Origin of the sequence: Paenibacillus sp. GYB003, assembly GCF_036577625.1 — a bacterium.
GTDB lineage: Bacteria > Bacillota > Bacilli > Paenibacillales > NBRC-103111 > Paenibacillus_AB.
The window spans coordinates 181,131-197,326 of record NZ_JARBDC010000005.1 but is presented as its reverse complement, the minus strand read 5'-3'; the positions used below and the strand labels follow the sequence as shown (position 1 = coordinate 197,326).

General features: G+C 56.2%; 18 protein-coding genes. 17 read left to right on the top strand and 1 reads right to left on the bottom strand.

What is annotated here, in order from left to right; genetic code table 11:
• From PV407_RS04330 to PV407_RS04255, 16 genes are all read left to right on the top strand, one after another.
• Entirely contained in the window at window positions 1-639 is a 639-nt protein-coding gene (locus PV407_RS04330) for a LysM peptidoglycan-binding domain-containing protein (RefSeq protein WP_332088706.1), read from the top strand.
• Window positions 636-1,646: an XkdQ/YqbQ family protein gene (locus tag PV407_RS04325; protein WP_332088640.1), complete on the top strand. Its 1,011-nt coding sequence runs from the start codon at window positions 636-638 to the stop codon at window positions 1,644-1,646. The genes PV407_RS04330 and PV407_RS04325 overlap by 4 nt, the downstream gene beginning before the upstream one ends.
• Window positions 1,633-2,025 carry a hypothetical protein gene (locus PV407_RS04320; protein WP_332088639.1) on the top strand — a complete coding sequence of 131 codons (393 nt, stop codon included), beginning with the start codon at window positions 1,633-1,635 and terminating at the stop codon, window positions 2,023-2,025. The genes PV407_RS04325 and PV407_RS04320 overlap by 14 nt, the downstream gene beginning before the upstream one ends.
• A 1-nt stretch (window position 2,026) precedes the next feature.
• Complete coding sequence (locus PV407_RS04315) at window positions 2,027-2,491, top strand: DUF2634 domain-containing protein (protein WP_332088638.1); 465 nt, start codon at window positions 2,027-2,029, stop codon at window positions 2,489-2,491.
• Complete coding sequence (locus PV407_RS04310; RefSeq protein ID WP_332088637.1) at window positions 2,491-4,041, top strand: baseplate J/gp47 family protein; 1,551 nt, start codon at window positions 2,491-2,493, stop codon at window positions 4,039-4,041. The genes PV407_RS04315 and PV407_RS04310 overlap by 1 nt, the downstream gene beginning before the upstream one ends.
• 8 nt (window positions 4,042-4,049) lie before the next feature.
• Window positions 4,050-4,607, top strand: a complete 558-nt coding sequence (locus tag PV407_RS04305) for a putative phage tail protein (RefSeq protein ID WP_332088705.1) — start codon at window positions 4,050-4,052, stop codon at window positions 4,605-4,607.
• Window positions 4,607-5,260 (top strand): hypothetical protein, encoded by a 654-nt coding sequence (locus PV407_RS04300; RefSeq protein ID WP_332088636.1) that lies wholly within the window; start codon window positions 4,607-4,609, stop codon window positions 5,258-5,260. The genes PV407_RS04305 and PV407_RS04300 overlap by 1 nt, the downstream gene beginning before the upstream one ends.
• Window positions 5,261-5,279: 19 nt before the next feature.
• Window positions 5,280-7,886: an Ig-like domain repeat protein gene (locus PV407_RS04295; protein ID WP_332088635.1), complete on the top strand. Its 2,607-nt coding sequence runs from the start codon at window positions 5,280-5,282 to the stop codon at window positions 7,884-7,886.
• Between the two features lie 82 nt (window positions 7,887-7,968).
• Entirely contained in the window at window positions 7,969-8,304 is a 336-nt protein-coding gene (locus tag PV407_RS04290) for a hypothetical protein (protein WP_332088634.1), read from the top strand.
• 15 nt (window positions 8,305-8,319) lie between these two features.
• Window positions 8,320-8,628 (top strand): hypothetical protein, encoded by a 309-nt coding sequence (locus PV407_RS04285; RefSeq protein ID WP_332088633.1) that lies wholly within the window; start codon window positions 8,320-8,322, stop codon window positions 8,626-8,628.
• Window positions 8,625-9,362, top strand: coding sequence for a DUF1906 domain-containing protein (locus PV407_RS04280; RefSeq protein WP_332088632.1), 738 nt, complete (start codon window positions 8,625-8,627; stop codon window positions 9,360-9,362). The genes PV407_RS04285 and PV407_RS04280 overlap by 4 nt, the downstream gene beginning before the upstream one ends.
• A gap of 139 nt (window positions 9,363-9,501) precedes the next feature.
• The gene (locus tag PV407_RS04275; protein WP_332088631.1) at window positions 9,502-9,915 is read left to right on the top strand and encodes an OB-fold nucleic acid binding domain-containing protein; all 414 of its coding nucleotides are present in this window, start codon (window positions 9,502-9,504) and stop codon (window positions 9,913-9,915) included.
• Window positions 9,916-10,105: 190 nt separating this feature from the next.
• Window positions 10,106-11,296 (top strand): ornithine--oxo-acid transaminase, encoded by a 1,191-nt coding sequence (gene rocD / locus PV407_RS04270; protein WP_332088630.1) that lies wholly within the window; start codon window positions 10,106-10,108, stop codon window positions 11,294-11,296.
• Between the two features lie 29 nt (window positions 11,297-11,325).
• A complete protein-coding gene (gene rocF / locus PV407_RS04265) occupies window positions 11,326-12,240 on the top strand; it encodes an arginase (protein WP_332088629.1) in 915 nt (304 codons plus the stop codon).
• A 208-nt stretch (window positions 12,241-12,448) separates the two neighbouring features.
• A complete protein-coding gene (locus PV407_RS04260; RefSeq protein ID WP_332088628.1) occupies window positions 12,449-12,583 on the top strand; it encodes a hypothetical protein in 135 nt (44 codons plus the stop codon).
• Window positions 12,577-12,927: a type II toxin-antitoxin system PemK/MazF family toxin gene (locus PV407_RS04255; protein ID WP_332088627.1), complete on the top strand. Its 351-nt coding sequence runs from the start codon at window positions 12,577-12,579 to the stop codon at window positions 12,925-12,927. The genes PV407_RS04260 and PV407_RS04255 overlap by 7 nt, the downstream gene beginning before the upstream one ends.
• Here the strand turns inward: PV407_RS04255 and PV407_RS04250 are convergent.
• On the bottom strand, window positions 12,924-14,042 hold the full coding sequence (locus PV407_RS04250; RefSeq protein WP_332088626.1) for an acyltransferase: 1,119 nt from the start codon (window positions 14,040-14,042) through the stop codon (window positions 12,924-12,926). The genes PV407_RS04255 and PV407_RS04250 overlap by 4 nt on opposite strands.
• Before the next feature lie 488 nt (window positions 14,043-14,530).
• Between PV407_RS04250 and PV407_RS04245 the strand changes: the two genes are divergently transcribed.
• The gene (locus tag PV407_RS04245; protein ID WP_332088625.1) at window positions 14,531-16,189 is read left to right on the top strand and encodes a glutamine--tRNA ligase/YqeY domain fusion protein; all 1,659 of its coding nucleotides are present in this window, start codon (window positions 14,531-14,533) and stop codon (window positions 16,187-16,189) included.
• The last annotated feature ends 7 nt before the right edge of the window (window positions 16,190-16,196 follow it).

Genomic DNA, 16,196 nt, shown 5'->3' with positions numbered 1-16,196 from the left:
ATCGACATTACGCTGGAGGATGCGGCCGGAGGGAAGCTGTGGTTCCCGGTCAACCCGACCGAAATCGGCATTCGGCGCGAGCGCGGCTTCGAAACGTTCCAAATCATCAATTTGGGCGAAATCGACGTGCCGCACGGAGAGAAGATCAAAGAAATTTCGTTCTCGTCCTTTTTTCCGGCCGAGGCCGACCTCAGCTACTGCCGCTACGAAAATATTCCGGACCCGCAGCAAACGATGAATCAGCTCAACACGTGGATGTCCGAGCGGCAGCCGCTGCGGCTGATGATTACGCCTTCGGAGGTCAACGTGCTGGTCATCATCGCCTCGCATAACAGCACGTTTCGCGCGAACGAGCCCGGCGATGTTTACTTCGATCTGACCTTCCGTACGTGGAAAGACTACCAGATTCGCAGCGTGGCCGAACTATCGGGCGGGGCGTCCGCGGCGGAGGCGAGACCCGATCTGAAGCCCGTCCCGAAAACGTATACGGTGCGATCCGGCGATACGCTATGGGCGATTGCCAAATTGAACTTCGGCTCGGGCAGCCGCTGGCGGGATATTTACGACCTGAACGCGGCCGTGATCGGCCCGAATCCCGATCTGATCTCGCCGGGACAAGAGCTGGTGATGCCGACATGAGCAGCGCCGAAACCCGCGCGTACGAAGTCGTGCTGGACAACCGTTACTTGCTCGGCGATTTGATCGAAAGCATTTCGCTGGAGGAATCGCTCGACGAAATCGCCTACAGGGCCACGGTTACTATGATGGTCCCGGCGGATTTCCCCGGCATCCGGCCCGGACAAGAAATTCGCGTCTCCGGCGTTCCCCATCAGGGGACGGACATGGCGTATTTGCTGCATCCCGGCGTCGTCTGGGATTGCGAAAACAGCTACCACGGGGCCGATCGGCTGACGGTGACGCTGTACGACCGGACGATCTATTTGTCGAAATCGGAGGACGAGTACGTGTTCCCGGCCGGGCAGACGGCGTCGCAGCGTCTTGAAAAGTATGCCGCGGACTGGGATATCCGGCTGTATCGAATTCCGGATACGGTCCGTACGCTGAGCAAAAAAGTATATCGGGCGCAATCGATATACGCGATGATCGCCTCCGATCTGAAAGAAACGGCGCGCAAAGGCGGGGAGCTGTACCGGCCCCGAATGACGCCGAACGGCCTCGAGCTGTTCCCGATCGGCGGCAACGAGACGGTATGGGCGCTTGAGCCGAGCGGCAATATCGAATCCTTGACGCAGCGGCGGACGCTCGAAGGGACGGTGACGAAAGTCAAAGTGCTCGGCAAGGAAGAAAATCCGGAGAGCGCGACGGAAATTTTGGCCGTGGAATCGAAAGATACGGACATGTACGGCACGCTGCAAAAAGTCGTCATGGACAGCGACATTACGACCGTAAGCGAAGCGGCCGCCGCGGCGAAAGGGTATTTGTCGGGCGTGCAGGAAACGTTCAGCGTGACGGCGATCGACGTGAATACGATACGAGCCGGCGACCGCGTGCATTTGCTCGGAAGCGGGATGGATCTGATCGTCACGTCCGTCCGCCACGAGCTCGGGCGGCCCGGCAAAATGTCGCTGGAGCTGGCGGCGTTCGATTACGTCAAAAGGAGGTATTTCATGGATGGACCCGTTTAAAAAATTGGCCTCCGTCTTGGAGCAGCGAATGGCCGGGCACGCGGCGACCGCATTGTCGGGCGTCCCTTCCGAGCTGGGCACGATTACGGGAAGCGGGCTGAAGCTCGATTCGTTCAAGCATGAGCTCCAAGATTTTTTGATCGCGGATTGGGACGTGACCTTGAAGCTCCCCGCATTTACGCTTTCCGGAGACGTCACCGGGCTGCGGGATAGCGATGGCGGGTCCGTTACGGGCAGCGGCACGTTCCGGTTCGACGAAGCGGAGATCGAAGGCGTGAAGCTGGCGCTCAAAGACGGCTTGAAGCCCGGAGACAGGGTGCTGGCCGTTCCGGTCGCCGGCGGCTCCGAGGCGGTCGTGCTGTGCAAGGTGGTGCGCTGATATGCCGAATTTGTTTCCCGTCGCCGGAGAGAGTTCTGGCACCCCCGCCGGTAGTACCGACGGCACCGCCGCAGGACAAGTGAAGTTCGGGCGCAGCTGGCGATTCGACTATGAGCTGGGCGATTTCGTAACGACCCCGACGGGCAAAATCGCGGAATGCTCGGATGCGGAAGCTTGGCTCGAATGGTGCAAAAAAACGATACGCACCGAGCGGTACACGTATTTGGCGTATTCCCGCAAGTACGGTCAAGAATACGACGAGCTCATCCCGCGCAATTTGTCGCGCCGGGCGGTCGAGTCGGAAATCGTCCGAATGACGACGGAAGCGTTGAAGACGGATCCGCGTACGGACCGGGTCGGTCCTTTTTCGTTCGAGTGGGACGGCGAACGCTGCTTCTTTCAATGCGAAGCGACGAACGTGCGCGGGCAAAAATCGAGGATGGACGGAAGCGTGGTGACGAGCTGATGGCGGTTTTGCCGAACTATTTGCAGGATCAAACGGAAGAAACGATACGCCAGCGTATGCTGGACAGCTTGCCCTCCGATCTCGACAAGTCGGAGGGTTCTTTTATATGGGACGCGTTGGCGCCGGCGGCGATCGAGCTCGCCCAAGCGGCGATTTGGGCGCAGGAGGTGCTGCGCCGGGGCTTTGCCGGCACGACGTTCGGGCCGTATTTGGACATGCGCTGCGAGGAGCACGGGCTGACACGGCGCCCGGCGGTGAAGGCGAGAGGCCAGGTCGAGTTTGCCGGCAAAGCCGGTACGGTCGTCCCCGCAGGGACACGAGTCGCTACGCCGGCCGATCGCGTGACGGGGACGTCTTCGGTGGAGTTTGTGACGAACCGGGAGGTTGTGTTGGGAAGTACGGGGACGGCTATGGCCGCCGTTGAAGCTGTCGTGGCCGGAGCCGCCGGCAACGTATCGGCGGGGGCTATCAGCCTGATGGTCACCCCGGTGGCGGGTATCTTGAAAGTAACGAATCCGTCCGCCATGACGGGCGGAACGGAGACCGAAAGCGACGATTCTCTTCGCTCGCGGTACTTTCAAAAGGTGAGCAGCCCGTCCGCCGGCGGCAATAAAGCGGACTATATCAATTGGGCGCTGGAAGTGGCGGGGGTCGGCGGAGTGTCGGTTATCCCGGTTCGGGACGGTCCCGGCACGGTCAGCGTAGCGATTATCAATACCAATAAAGAACCGGCGTCGCAAAGTCTGGTCGACGAGGTTCAGCAATATATAGCGCCGACATGGATTTTCGAAGAGAAAGCGGCCGAACAGTCGATTGGCGGGTTCGGTGCGTCCATTGACGGAGAATATGTCAAAATGACGTATGATCCGCAGGATGCCGGCACCGTCTACCAGTCGCTAGCTCCGCTATTGCCGAAGCCGGGGCTTTGGCATGCTAGAGTGCGGGTGAAAGCGAGCAGCACGGCCGGTTCGACTAACGTGTTCCAGGCAAGCGTCTTTAATATATCGACAATGGACTGGGCAAAGACCGCTCCGAACGGGAACGAAGATGCTTTGTTTTTATTCCGCGCCGACCAACTAAGCGAAAGCTTCGATTACGTAACCTTGCCTTTCTTCTGGAACGGGTCGGACAATATTCAACTTCGCCTGTTTCGTCTCAGGGATGATACGACGACGACTTTATGGGTCGATCGGTTAGAATATCGATCCGCTTTTTCGAAGGATTCCGGAGAAGGGAAGGCTCCGATCGGGGCAAAAGTGAAGGTTGAATCGGCCGCCCCCGTCCCGATTTCCGTTTCCGCCTCCTTAACCCTATCAAGCGGGTACGATCCGACGAGCGTCAGGGCCGCGGTGGAGCGGAACATCGCCGATTATATTCGCTCCCTTGCTTTTGCCGAAGATAACGATGTTCGACATGTCCGCATCGGCCAAGCCATTCTCGATACGGCCGGCGTTCTAGATTACGATGACTTGCTCGTCAACGGTAAAGGCGACAACACGGTCGTCGGCATCCAGGAAGTGGCGGTATTAGGGACGGTGACGCTGACGTGAGCAGTACGATGAGTCCGAGAAGCAAGCAAATGTTGTCCTATCTTCCCCGTTATTACGATACGTCGCGAGCCATCCGCTCTCTCCTTCAAGGAGAGGGAAACGAATTGAACCAGCTCCATGAAGCTTTAAACGGCATATTACTTCAACTGTATGTCCGTACGGCTGATTGGGGGCTGGACCAATGGGAAAAAGAGATGGGGCTATCGTTCGATGCGGGGAAGACGAATAACGCCCGCCGCGACCAGATCGTTTCCCGGCTGCGCGGGTACGGTACCGCAACGGGACGCGTCGTCCGGGAAGTAGCGGAGGCGTATGACGGGGGTGCTATCGATGTTATCGAAAATTTCGCCGGTAGCGCCATTGTCATCAAATTTGTCGATACGCGTGGCATACCTCAGAATCTGGAAGATTGCAAAGAAGCTTTGCGGGCCGTCGTGCCCGCTCATTTGGACATCGGCTTTGAGTTCCGTTATTTTCTATGGTCGGATTTGGATGCCAAGCAGTTGACGTGGGATCAACTTGATGCACTCCATCTTACGTGGGACCAATTGGAGGTATATAAATAATGCCTGATATCACTCCGAAATTAGGTTTGAAAAAGCCGCTGGAAAATGAAACGGTCAGTCGCGCCGCGCATAATGAAAATCTGGATTTGATCGATGCGAACACCGCGGCGCAAAGCGATTTTGATGCTCATAAGAGTGCGGCCGTTCTGGATCATCCCGATGGCAGCGTAACGACAGCAAAGATTGCTACTAAAGCCATTACAGCCGCCAAAATTGCCGACAATACGGTCGGCAGCGGTCAACTCGCTGCGGGAGCCGCGACGGATTCGGTAATCGGTAATCGTACTATCAGCGACGTCAGTGCCCCGACCGCGGATACGGCGGTGCTTACTGCTCTAATGGGTTGGTTGGCCAATATGATCAAATCGATCACCGGCGAGTCTAGCTGGAGAACAGTACCGGGCACAACCGTTAAAGCGATCAAATCGACGCTTGACGCAGCCACATCGGCTCCCACCCCGAGCACGATCGCCCAGCGCGATTCAAACGGTCGTATTAAAGCCGGGGCACCTTCAGCGAGTGACGACGTCGCGCGAAAGGCGGAAGTGGATGCGGCTCGGACAGATGGGACGAAGCCTTTTAAACTGGAGGTTCGGACAAGCGACCCTGTAAACCCGGAAATAGGGCGCATTTGGATTCGTAGCGACCTATGAGCGCGAGGGGGTGAGTTAAATGGCGCAAGTTACGCTGTACCCGACGTATGAAAGAGCGGCGTCATATTTGCAAGTGACTAACGGAGAGGATGAAATGGTAGATGAATATTATTACCTTTCATCAAGCAATCCCTTGCGTGCTTCACGTGCCTCAGGATATTACGGCAGCAGGAATGTAGTAAATTTTAATTTTTCCCAAATTCCAAATGGGGCAATTAATACAATAACGCTTTGTATACCAGGGACATATTACGAGTATCCTTCTGGAAATTGGTCTTTTCCACTGTACGGGCTTAATCGGGTTCCTACGGATAACTTATCTTTGTATACGGGATATAGTACACCGTCAAATTTTACGTGGACAAAATATACACAGTTTGATTACGCTCCGAGTGCCACACTTTACTACAACGTTACATCGGAATCATTAGCACAAAAAAGTTCAGGGATATACACCGGTTTTGCATATGAAATCAATTACTATTCGACGGGGTATAGTCAACCGTATCTCGTTGTCGATTATACGCCGCCAAACGCCGAACCTAACGCCCCTTCCATAACCTCGCCTTCTTGGGGCCAATGGCTAAATACGCGAACGCCGACGGTAAGCTGGAATTTCAGCGATCCGGATGCAGGGAATTATCAAAGCGCCTTTTATATAGAGATTGTAAATTCAGCTTATTCATCCGTATTGTGGTCTTCGGGATGGATTAATAGCGGATCCACAAGCTATACTTTTCCTTCGGGGGCATTCTCTTCGGATGGAAACTACTATGTTCGGATCAAAGTTAAAGACCAAAACGGCGCGGTAAACCGAGCGAATGGTAATGGACCTGACAGTGCTTTTGGAAATGTGTATACAGGAATCGACTCTTCATCTCCCGGTACTTCCAGCCACTACATCGAAGGAAGAGCGAGGTTTTCGGCAACAAATGCCAGTTCGGGAAATATGCGTTTAGTATGGACGTACAGCGACTTAACGCCCCAAACCGCCTATCGTCTTGTCGGTTCAAATACAGCCTGGGCACAGTGGAATTACGATTCAGGGGAGATATGGAACGGGAACAATTTTCACGACGTTCCATTCTCATCTCTCGGTGAGGGTTTATGGTACTTCTCTGTAACTACCAGAGATACAGCCGGGAACTGGGGCAGCTATCAAGGCGATTATGCTATTTATATCGACCGAGCGGCTCCGACGATTTCCAGCGTTTCCCCTACCGTATATCAGCGGAATAACGGGGCGACGGTAAGCGCGAGGGCACAAGGCGTTACTGATAATCTATCTGGCGTCAGCTATGTTACTACGCATCTTGTACGCCCGGATGGCAGTTGGTTTCAATACAATAATGCAGTCAATGAGGGAAACGGAACTTGGCGCATCGATATGGCTTGGAATGGCGATCAGCAAGGCCTATGGGGGATAGACTTCAGGGCGATCGACGCGGCAGGAAATGTAGGCAGTATGGCGCGGGCTTATGCTTGGGTAGACGGGGCCAGCCCCTCCATTTCCAATGTAACGCCTAAGCAGTACTTGACAACGGCTGTCGGAGGCACTTTCCAAGTGTGGGCTTATGGGGCTACTGATGTACACTCGGGAGTATCCAGCGTCAAGTTTCCTACTAATGGACCTAATACGGATTTTGTTTGGTACGATGGCATCAAGGATGGGGCGACGAATAACTGGTATTGCAATATTCCTATCAATAATTACAGCGGCGGAGCGGAAGGATTGTATACGACCCACGTTTACGTCTACGATAATGCCGGGAATAGCGCAATGACACATATTATCGAGACTATCGTTGACCGTACGGCGCCGACCATATCAAGCGTTCAAGGATACAGTTACACGAACCAAACGTCAGGAAGCAGAAGGGTTTGGGCGTACGGCGCAGCTGATGCCCATTCCGGTATTCAAACGGTTTATTGCAACTATAAAGTCCCCGGCCAGGCCCCTGTAAACAGCGTCCAATGCAGCCAGTCCGGATCGGATTGGTATGCGGATATTCCGTTATCTGCTCAGGGCGAATACAGCGTAGATTTCTATGCGCTCGATAAGGCTGGAAACTGGATGGTAGGGTCTAAAACGGTTTATTTCTTCGTCGATTCCCAGCGGGCAAACGATCCGAACCCTTCGGCTGTATGGGACACTACTTCAGTGGAATTGACATGGAGCCAATTTTCAGACCCCGCTCCGTCTTCCGGGCGTAAATCTACCAATCTGTACTTCGGCGAATGGGACGGAAACAACTGGGTAGGAACGCCGTTATACAACGGGACAGACATTGGGGACGTTACAAGTAAAACGATTACGGGATTAACTCCCGGCAAACGTTATAGGTATACCGTTATTTACTACGACAACGCAGGCAACCAAAGCGCGTATACCTTTTTCGAATTCGTAACCAAGAAGCAAATCGGTTCGTACCCTATATCCGCAAGCGGAGGGGTAATCAACTTGCCATTGTATGACCCCGTTTCCGGGGTTACGGGTCCTATACCTATCCGGGCAACAAACTCGGCGGGAATCATTGGGGCTCTAGAATTAGTTAGCATTACTGATCCTAAAGCAAGTCCGGTACGGGTAAGTACAGCAGCCGGTATCAGAGCAATTTCAAAATAATGAGCGGTTTGACTACTCCACAATTTACCCCGCCCCGAGCAATCGGGGCCCCCCTATCTCCAAGCCGAAAGGAGTTTTCCTTATGAGCGATCCGGGAATGAAGATGCTTTCCGACATCGCGGTCAAAGTCGGCAAGCTGGAAGCGCTGCAGGAAACGAACGCCCGTGCCATTCACGACATGGCGACCGGGCTGAACCGGCTCATCAATAAACTGGATCAATCGGACGATATCGCCCGCGAGGCGGACCTTCGAGCGAAATCGGCGCATCAGCGCATCGACGAGGTTAAGCTGGAATCGGACAAAAAGTGGTCCGGCGTCCAGGCCGACATCGAGTGGCTGTGGCGCACCGTCCTCGCCGCCGTCATTACCGGGGCGATCAGCGGCGCGGCCGCTTTTGTTTGGGGCAACATCGGATAAGAGGAGGATGGCCGTTTGAAGGACACGCAGCTTTTCAGCTGGGAGGCGCTGCTGACGATCGGCGGTGCCTCGCTGTTAACTTTTTACATCGTGCAGTATACGAAGGCGCTTCTCGATCGAATGATGCCGCGGCGGCGCATCCCGACCGATCTGTACGCCGTCGCGGTAGCGTGGCTCGTCCTGCTTGCGGCGCAGTTCGCGACCGGCACGACCGCCGATTGGCGCACCTGTTTTCTCGCCTTCGCCAACGCGTTTTTGGTAGCGGCGGCCGCGGGACAAATACAAAACAAATCGCTGCATCCGCCAGGAGGGAAACCGACATGACCCAAGGCTTCGATTGCGCCACGCCCTTAAACGCGACGCTCGCCGCGGCTTTCAAAGCGCAGGGCTTCGACTTCGTCTGCCGGTACCTCGTTCCGCAAGGCTGGAAACGGCTGACCCGGGAAGAGGCGGAGGCGATCGGCGAAGCCGGGCTGCACATCGTCTCCGTGTACGAAACGACCGCCGACCGGGCGCTCGGAGGGAGAGAGGCGGGCTTGCGAGACGGTGCTGCGGCCGTGCAAACCGCGAAGGCGGTCGGCCAGCCGGAAGGCAGCGCCATTTATTTTGCCGTCGACTTCGACGCCACAGCCGCGCAAATGCCAACCGTGATCGACTACATCCGTGCGGCCGGGGAAACGGCTCCCGGTTACTTGACGGGCGTTTACGGCTCTTGCTCCGTCATCGAGGCGGTACGCGACGCCGGGGTCTGCTCCCGGTATTGGCAAACATATGCCTGGAGCCGAGGTCGAAAGGCGGACGGCATTCATATTTACCAATATCGCAACGATATTCGAGCGAACGGGATCGGAATCGATCTGGACGAATCTTACGGAGACGAAGGATGGTGGAGCGGAGTGGGATACAGGCTCAAGGCGGAGGATGTGAATGAGATCATCGAACGGTTCCTCGCGCACGAATTCGATAAAGCGTCCGACGCCGATAAAGTGCGGCGCAACGAGCTGGCCAACGAGCTGCGCAAAGCGTCCGGACAGCCGCTCCACTATTACGAGCCGTAACCGTCCTGGTTTGGAAAAGGGCGCGTCGTTTTCTTCATCCTTCATCAACTTTTTACACAATGCGCGATTGGCGTTAACAGTGGATGGTTATGCTAAAGCTAGCATCCCCTAGCGCTGAAAAGTCGGGAGGAAACGGATGATGAGAATGAGCAACGTTCGCGTCGGACTGGCCATGCTGTTCACGTTCATGCTGCTGATCGCCTATGAAACCGTCCATCGGCAAATCGATTACGCGACCGCCATGGAAGTGTCGGGCGATTCGCAAAGCGATTGGAAGTATGCGCCGGTATTGTCGATTTTGGAAGCTTACGATATGCCCGGCAGCCGGGTAACCGTCCAAGGAACGGTCGTTACCGAGCCGACGAAGCGGTCGGACGGCAGTATTATGTTCTCGATCAAGGATGACACCGGGACGCTCAGGGTTCGCCTGAGTCAGAGCCAAGGCGCTCCGATCCGCAAAGGCGACGTGCTGCAAGCGACCGGCAACATTCGCGACTACCAGGAGGACGCCGTCATGACTGCAACCTACTCCGATATCGAGCTCGTTCGATAACGGCTTTGGCCTACGATTCCCCTTACCCCTGCTGCCGGACTTCCGAGTCCGGCGCTTTTTTTGTGCCCGAAACGGGCGTTACGCGGGTCTTCTCCGGCTCCTTCGCCGTGTGCCGCAATAGCCGCGAGCGCATATACTGTATAGCAGCTATCGCGAAACTGCGCGCGACGGTCGAAAGGGGAAATGCACGATGGATACCCGGAGTCCGGCAATCGAGCATATTCGCAAGTTTGGCGCGAACAATTACAGTCCGCTGCCCGTCGTTCTCGTGCGCGGGGAAGGCGTTTGGGCGGAGGACTCGGCTGGCAACCGATATTTGGACATGCTGAGCAGCTATTCGGCGCTAAACCACGGTCATCGCCATCCGAAGATCATCGCGGCGCTTAAAGCGCAGGCCGATCGCATCACGCTGACTTCCAGGGCGTTTCACAACGAGCCGCTCGGCGAATGTTACGCCAAACTCGCCGGTCTGACCGGCAAAACGATGATATTGCCGATGAACACGGGCGCCGAAGCGGTCGAAACGGCGATCAAGGCCGCCCGCCGGTGGGCATGCGACAAGAAAGGCGTTCCCGAGGGAAGCGCGGAAATCATCGTGTGCGAGGGCAATTTTCACGGACGAACGATCACGGTCACCTCCTTCTCTACGTCGGCGGAATACAAGCGGGGCTTCGGTCCGTTTACTCCCGGCTTCAAAACGATTCCGTACGGGGACGCCAAAGTGCTTGAGGAAGCGATTACAGCCCATACGGCCGCATTTCTCGTAGAGCCGATTCAGGGCGAAGCGGGGATCGTCGTGCCGCGGGACGGCTTTTTGCGCGAGGCGGCGGATATTTGCAAAAGGCACAACGTGCTGTTCATGGCCGACGAAATCCAGACCGGCTTCGGGCGGACGGGCAAACGATTCGCCTGCGATTGGGAGCAGGTCGTTCCCGACGTTTATATAATCGGCAAAGCGCTGGGCGGCGGCGTTTACCCGATTTCGGCCGTGGCGGCCGACCGCGATGTGCTGGACGTGTTCGATCCGGGCTCGCACGGTTCGACGTTCGGAGGCAATCCGCTCGCCTGCGCCTGCGCCATAGCGGCGATGGACGTTTTCGAGGAGGAGGACTTCGCCGGCCGGTCGATTGAGCTGGGCAACCATGCGATGGAGCGGCTTCGCCCGTTGGCGGGAGGGATCGTGAAGGACGTAAGGGGCAAAGGGTTGTTTATCGGACTGGAGCTGGACCGCCCGGCCAGGCCTTACTGCGAACGTTTAATGGAGCTGGGCGTGCTGTGCAAAGAAACGCACGAAACGACGATTCGCCTCGCGCCTCCGCTCGTCATTACGCAGGATGAGCTGGATTTCGCTTTGGAGCGGCTGTGCCGGTTGTTGGCGTAGCGCGGCCGTTCCTCGAAAGGAGGGCTTGCATGAATCCGCGAATTCGACAAAACATTACCGTCCTTGGCGTGCCGATGGATCTCGGAGCGGACCGGCGGGGGGTGGACATGGGGCCGAGCGCGATTCGGTGCGCGGGACTTCAGCAGCGGCTGGAAGGGCTCGGCTATACGGTTCGCGACGAAGGCGATATGATCGTGAGGCGTGCCAAGGCGTATGCGGCCGTGCCGGAATCGAATTTGAAATATTTGTACGAAATCGTCCGGGTGAACGCGGAGTTGGCCGAAACGGTCGCGGACATCGCCGGCAAAGGGCATTTTCCGCTCGTTTTGGGCGGGGATCACAGCATTGCGATCGGCACGATCGGCGGCATTTTACGGCATAAGGAGCCGCTTGGCGTCATCTGGTTCGATTCGCACGGCGACGTCAATACGGCCGCCACTTCGCCGTCCGGCAACATTCACGGGATGGCGCTCGCGGTCGCTTTAGGGTACGGACATCCGTCACTGGTCGAAATCGGCGGCGGCCGTTCGAGCGTGCAGCCGCAGCATGTGGCTATCGTCGGCGCGAGGTCGCTCGATCCCGGCGAGCGGCGGTTTTTGAAGGAGAAGGGCATTGCCGTTTACACGATGCATGAGATCGACCGGATCGGCATTTCCCGAGTGATGGAGCAAGCGCTGGAAAAAACGGCCACCGGGACGAGCGGGGTGCACGTCAGCTTCGATCTGGACGGCCTCGATCCGAAGGACGCCCCGGGCGTCGGAACGCCGGTCGCGGCCGGGGTCAGCTTGCGCGAAAGCTTGCTGGCGATGGAGCTGTTGTCCGACGCGGGTGTCGTCGTCAGCGCCGAGTTCGTCGAGGTCAACCCGACGCTTGACGTCCGGAACCGGACGGCGAAAGCGGCGGTCGAATTGATCGCCTCCCTGCTCGGCGAAAAAATTTTGTAAGCCGGTTATAGCGGATTCAACTTTTGCGCCTCCGAGACGCGTTCGGGGGCTTTTTTGCGCCGAGGGTGACGCGCGGTATTTTTATTTATCATGTACGTTTAACTTGCCTCCGGAATTAATCGAAAAGTATAAGTTTTTCGTCAAGCAGAACTATATCCCATCGGTTAATGCCGGGGTTAGAGAAGCGATGGAGGAATACTGCGTCCGAATGGAAAAAGAGATGCTGAGAACGGAAATGGCGAAAGCGGCAAACGACCCGTTGTTTATGGAGGACTTGCAGGACAGCATGGAAAGCTCCGGCGACGCGGATAAGGAGTCGGCAAAGGAGAATTCCGAATGGTAACGTATCAATGGGGAATTTTTTGGGCCGATTTAAATCCGACGAAAGGCTCGGAGCAAGCGGGAACCAGGCCGGTACTGGTCGTCTCCGCGGAAGTGGTGAACATGGCGCTGCCGGTTGTCTCGATTTTGAGCCTAACCAGTTTAAAGCCGGGCAGAACCGTCTATCCGGTTGAAGTCTATTTGCCGGCAAACGTATCGGGGTTGTCTAAAGATTCAATCGTCTTGGCCCATCAAATACGAGTCATACGCAAAGAACGGCTTGGTCAGAAATGCGGGGAAATCAAGTCGGACCCGATCAAAGAAGCGGTTAGACACGCTTTGAAACTATACTTGGATATCGTTTAACCGCCGGGCGCGTAAGGCTTCGTCGCCTCCGAGACGCGTTCGGGGACTTTTTTGCGCCGAGGGAGCGCACCGAATAAAATCCAGGACCATGGGAACGATTGGACGGCTGCGATCAGGAGCATCGGAATGCAGGCGATGACAACGATTTTCAAGGCGATTCCGATATGGTACCAAGTGGACGATGCCGGGATGTGCACGTAGTGATCGTAAACCGCCATAACGGCCGGATGAATGAGATAAATGCCGAAAGAATAAATGCCTATATAACGCAGAAAGGCTGCAACCGGAACGTACTGCAGCTTCCGCCATACATACGGCAGAAAAACGGCGGTAACGATGCAAAAGCCGTGAACGATCGCCTCCGATAGCGTCCGGTTCGGCTGGAAGCCGGTATACCGCTCCGCCAGCTGCAGGGCGGCGAAAGCGGCGGAAGCGATCGGAACGACGGCGAACAGCAGGTTGGCCCGTTTGTCCAGCCATCGTTCGAAAGCATCGTAGCGGCGGCCGATCCAACAGCCGCAGACGAAGGCGACCAAGTAAGTCGAGCTCAAAAACGATTTGTCCAATGCCGGATGACGCATGGCGATCCAATAGCCGAATCCCCATTGAACGGCAAAAGCCGCGCCGAGCAGCCAGTAGAAGCCTCGTTTGCAGGCGGCCGCAAAAGCGAGCAGGGCGGGGGCGAGTATGTAATACTGCATGATCAGCACGGCGAAGTACAAATGATACATCGTACTGCCCGTCGCCAAGGCGAGCGCGACTTCCCGGAGCGACGCCCATTCCGTTCCGTAGCCGAGACCGATGTTCATGTAATGATAGATGCAAGTCCATGCGATATACGGAACTAAAACGGAAACGATTCTACGCTTATAAAACGGTATTAGCTGCCGTCCGTTCCAACCATCGAAGTTCCGGTAGAAAAAAACGATGCCGCTATACAGCACGAAAGCGGGAACGGCAAAGCAAGACAGCCGGTTGACGAGAAAATAGAACGCATGGGCGGGAGAGTCGACGGACAAGTCCGACAAAGCCGCCGAAGTGCCGTGAATAAGCAAGACGCACAGAATAGCCGTCCCTCTTGCGATCTCGATCTCCGCGATTCTCTGCTTCGACACGATCTCTCCTCGTTTCTCTCACCGGGATAAGCCGCCAACCACACGCGCTTGGAATGTAGTTCCATATCAAGAACCAAATTCCTGCTTTTGGCTTGAAAATGTGCCTTCGTTTTCCGCGTCCGGAGTCCTTCTGCATCCAGGCAACTCGAGTATTACTGGAATACCTCCCGTTCATTCGTCTCCTTTCGGCCATCGGTTCGAATGGTACGGGATAAGCTCCCGTTAATTCAGCGATGCATCGGTGAAAAGAGCGATTCGGGACAATTTAACGGGCGGATTTCACGCTAAATTGCCTCGGGGCAGGGATACCGGCGAAAATAACGGGAGGTTTTCCAGCAGCCGGTAATAACATCTTGTTGGACCGCGGTCGCACCTCCTCGAACTGCTTCGATCGGAGGTTATCCTTATATTTCCCCCGGATTTTGTGTATGATATAGAGATATAGCGAGAGACGCAACCATTCGGCGAAAGGGGAGGCACATCGGGAGATGGAGACGAAAACGGCATCATCGAACTTTATCAAAACCATCATTGCGGAAGATTTGAAAGAGGGCCGGGTAAACCAGGTCGTGACGCGGTTTCCGCCGGAGCCGAACGGCTATTTGCATATCGGACATGCCAAGGCGATTTGCCTCAATTTCGAGCTGGCCGACGAGTTTGGCGGAAAAACGAATTTGCGGTTCGACGATACGAACCCGGTCAAGGAAGACACAGAATACGTGGACGGCATCCTGAACGATATTCGATGGCTCGGATTCGAGTGGGACGAGCTGCATTTCGCCTCGGACTATTTCGAGGAAAACTACAAGCTGGCGGTGCATCTGATCCGCAAAGGGCTGGCGTACGTCGACGACCAGTCGCCGGAGGAGATGCGCATCGCGAGAGGAACGCTGACGGAGCCCGGCAAAGACAGTCCGTACCGGAACCGGTCCGTCGAGGAAAACCTGGACTTGTTCGCGCGGATGCGCGCCGGCGAGTTTCCGGAAGGCTCCCGCGTGCTGCGCGCCAAAATCGATATGGCTTCGCCGAACATCAATATGCGCGATCCGGTGCTGTACCGGATTCTTCATGCGCATCATCATAAAACGGGCGATGCGTGGTGCATTTACCCGATGTACGACTTCTCGCACCCGATCGGCGACTCGATCGAAGGCGTCACGCATTCGCTGTGCTCGCTCGAGTACGAGGACCATCGGCCGCTGTACGACTGGGTCATCCGGGAGTGCGAGATGCCGCACGTGTCCCGTCAATACGAATTCGCCCGCTACAATATGACCAATACGATCATGAGCAAGCGGTATTTGAGAATGCTCGTGGAATCCGGAACGGTGGACGGCTGGGACGATCCGCGGATGCCGACGCTGACCGGGATGCGCCGCCGGGGCTACACGCCGGAAGCGATTCGCAGCTTCCTGCGCGAAGTCGGCGTTTCCAAAGCGATTTCGACGGTCGACGCGCAGTTTTTGGACCATTTCGTACGGGAAGATTTGAAGCTGAAGGCGCCGCGGACGATGGCCGTGCTGGAGCCGCTCAAAGTCGTCATCACGAACTACCCGGAAGGGCAGACGGAAATGCTCGAAGCGGAAAACAACCCGGAAAATCCGGACATGGGCCATCGGAGCATTCCGTTTTCGCGGGAAATTTGGATCGAGCGGGACGATTTTGCGGAAAACCCGCCTCCGAAATACCACCGGCTGTACCCGGGCAACGAAGTGCGCCTCAAGCACGCGTATTTTATCAAGTGCGAGGAAGTGGTCAAAGACGAGAACGGCAACGTCGTCGAGATCCGCTGCACGTACGATCCCGAAACGAAGAGCGGCAGCGGCTTCACCGGCCGCAAGGTGAAGGGGACGATCCACTGGGTCGACGCGACGCAGGGCATTCCGGCGGAATTCCGCCTGTACGAACCGCTCGTGATGGACGAAAAGGTCGACTCGGACACGTTCCTCGAGCGGCTGAACCCGAATTCGCTGGAAATCGTGAACGGCTTCGTGGAGCCGAACATGGCGGGCGTCCGGCCGCAGGAGAAATTTCAATTTTTCCGCCACGGCTATTTCAACGTCGATTCCAAATATTCGACTGCGGACAAGCCGGTGTTCAACCGGATCGTTTCGCTGAAAAGCTCGTACGATCCCGGGGCCAAATAATCGGGAC

Excerpts from the sequence above, each read along its gene's own strand:
- PV407_RS04325 (WP_332088640.1), top strand. The coding sequence starts at position 636 with ATGAGCAGCGCCGAAACCCGCGCGTACGAAGTCGTGCTGGACAACCGT.
- PV407_RS04320 (WP_332088639.1), top strand. The coding sequence starts at position 1,633 with ATGGACCCGTTTAAAAAATTGGCCTCCGTCTTGGAGCAGCGAATGGCC.
- PV407_RS04315 (WP_332088638.1), top strand. The coding sequence starts at position 2,027 with ATGCCGAATTTGTTTCCCGTCGCCGGAGAGAGTTCTGGCACCCCCGCC.
- PV407_RS04310 (WP_332088637.1), top strand. The coding sequence starts at position 2,491 with ATGGCGGTTTTGCCGAACTATTTGCAGGATCAAACGGAAGAAACGATA.
- PV407_RS04305 (WP_332088705.1), top strand. The coding sequence starts at position 4,050 with ATGAGTCCGAGAAGCAAGCAAATGTTGTCCTATCTTCCCCGTTATTAC.
- PV407_RS04300 (WP_332088636.1), top strand. The coding sequence starts at position 4,607 with ATGCCTGATATCACTCCGAAATTAGGTTTGAAAAAGCCGCTGGAAAAT.
- PV407_RS04295 (WP_332088635.1), top strand. The coding sequence starts at position 5,280 with ATGGCGCAAGTTACGCTGTACCCGACGTATGAAAGAGCGGCGTCATAT.
- PV407_RS04290 (WP_332088634.1), top strand. The coding sequence starts at position 7,969 with ATGAGCGATCCGGGAATGAAGATGCTTTCCGACATCGCGGTCAAAGTC.
- PV407_RS04280 (WP_332088632.1), top strand. The coding sequence starts at position 8,625 with ATGACCCAAGGCTTCGATTGCGCCACGCCCTTAAACGCGACGCTCGCC.
- PV407_RS04275 (WP_332088631.1), top strand. The coding sequence starts at position 9,502 with ATGAGAATGAGCAACGTTCGCGTCGGACTGGCCATGCTGTTCACGTTC.
- rocD (WP_332088630.1), top strand. The coding sequence starts at position 10,106 with ATGGATACCCGGAGTCCGGCAATCGAGCATATTCGCAAGTTTGGCGCG.
- rocF (WP_332088629.1), top strand. The coding sequence starts at position 11,326 with ATGAATCCGCGAATTCGACAAAACATTACCGTCCTTGGCGTGCCGATG.
- PV407_RS04260 (WP_332088628.1), top strand. The coding sequence starts at position 12,449 with ATGGAAAAAGAGATGCTGAGAACGGAAATGGCGAAAGCGGCAAACGAC.
- PV407_RS04255 (WP_332088627.1), top strand. The coding sequence starts at position 12,577 with ATGGTAACGTATCAATGGGGAATTTTTTGGGCCGATTTAAATCCGACG.
- PV407_RS04245 (WP_332088625.1), top strand. The coding sequence starts at position 14,531 with ATGGAGACGAAAACGGCATCATCGAACTTTATCAAAACCATCATTGCG.